This window comes from Pleomorphomonas carboxyditropha (assembly GCF_002770725.1).
Lineage (GTDB): Bacteria > Pseudomonadota > Alphaproteobacteria > Rhizobiales > Pleomorphomonadaceae > Pleomorphomonas > Pleomorphomonas carboxyditropha.
The window spans coordinates 1-1,574 of the sequence record NZ_NQVN01000060.1 but is presented as its reverse complement, the minus strand read 5'-3'; the positions used below and the strand labels follow the sequence as shown (position 1 = coordinate 1,574).

Here is a 1,574-nt window from a genome sequence, read left to right as displayed (position 1 = left end):
GCCCGACATCTGTGTAGCTACGCTCGCCACCCCCATAAAACGCAACGACGCGTTCTTTGAAAGAAACGCTGTACTTGGACATAGAAAACCCCCGAACGTTGGTGTCCAACTTTCGGGGGTCAGTTCATGGATGGCCCCGGCTCGTCAATCGGACGGAGGAAGACGGGGCTTAGCCCTTCTGCTTGTTGTAGAGGTCGAAGACGACGGCGGCGAGCAGCACGAGGCCCTTGACCATCTGCTGGAAGTCGATGCCGAGGCCCATGATCGACATGCCGTTGTTGAGCACGCCCATGATGAAGGCGCCGACCACCGCGCCGGTGATCTTGCCGGCACCGCCGGTAATCGAAGCGCCGCCGATGAAGCAGGCGGCGATGACGTCGAGCTCGAAGCCGGTGCCGGCCTTGGGCGTCGAGGAGTTGAGGCGGGCGGCGACGATCAGGCCGGCGAAGGCGGCGAGAACGCCCATGTTGATGAAGGTGTAGAAGCTGAGGCGTTCGGTGTTGATGCCCGAGAGCTTGGCGGCCTTGGCGTTGCCGCCGAGCGCGTAGATGCGGCGGCCGATGGTCGTGCGGGTGGTCACGAAGGTGTAGAAGGCGATCAGCACGCCCATGATCACCAGGATGTTCGGGAAGCCCTTGTAGGTGGAGAGCTGGTAGCCGAGGGCCAGCATCACCGCCACCAGGATCACGTTGCGGGTGACGAAAAAGGCGAAGGGCTCGACATCGATGCCGTGCGCCTCGTTGAGCTTGCGGCCACGCCAGGACAGGAAGACCAGCAGCGCCGGGATGATGATGGTCAGGATGATCGAGGTCGAGTGCAGGCCGCCCATGCTGAACGGGTCGGGCAGGAAGCCGGTGGACAGCTTCTGGAACTCGGCCGGGAACGGACCGATGTTCATGCCGCCCAGGACCCAGAGGGTCAGGCCGCGGAAGATCAGCATGCCGGCCAGCGTGACGATGAAGGCCGGGATGGAATGGTAGGCCACCCAGTAGCCCTGCGCCGCGCCGATCACCGCGCCGAGGAGGAGGCAGACGATCGACGTCGTCCAGGGATCGATCTTGTAGTTGACCATCATGATGGCGGCGACGGCGCCGATGATGGCGACGATCGAGCCGACGGAAAGGTCGATGTGGCCGGCGACGATGACCAGCAGCATGCCCAGCGCCATGATGACGACGAAGGAGTTCTGCAGGATGAGGTTGGTCAGGTTGACCGGCCGGAACAGCACGCCCTGGGTGATGATCTGGAAGAACACCATGATCACCACGAGCGCGATCAGGATGCCATATTCGCGCATGTTCTGCCGGAGGAAGACGGCAAGCGACGGCGCCGCCGCCGTCTGGGTGGCTTCGTTGGACGTATTCATCAAACCTTCTCCCCCGAGCGCATGATGGCGCCCATGATGTTTTCCTGGCTTGCCTCGGCGACGGGCATTTCGGCGACGATGGCGCCTTCGTTCATGACGTAGATGCGATCGCAGGTGCCGAGCAGCTCCGGCATTTCCGAGGAGATGAAGATGACCGCCTTGCCGGCGGCGACGAGGTCGTTGACGATCGAGTAGATCTCGTACTTGG

At 62.7% G+C, this 1,574-nt stretch carries 1 protein-coding gene and 1 pseudogene; both read right to left on the bottom strand.

What is annotated here, in order from left to right; translation table 11 throughout:
- Positions 1-169 precede the first annotated feature (169 nt).
- On the bottom strand, positions 170-1,366 hold the full coding sequence (gene mmsB / locus CJ014_RS27180; protein ID WP_100083616.1) for a multiple monosaccharide ABC transporter permease: 1,197 nt from the start codon (positions 1,364-1,366) through the stop codon (positions 170-172).
- Positions 1,366-1,574 (bottom strand): annotated as a pseudogene (locus CJ014_RS27175) (ABC transporter ATP-binding protein); the annotation flags it as partial. The gene mmsB and the pseudogene CJ014_RS27175, both read right to left, overlap by 1 nt.

What these genes read in the sequence shown, in the direction of transcription:
- mmsB (WP_100083616.1), bottom strand. Translation starts at nt 1,366, where the DNA reads ATGAATACGTCCAACGAAGCCACCCAGACGGCGGCGGCGCCGTCGCTT.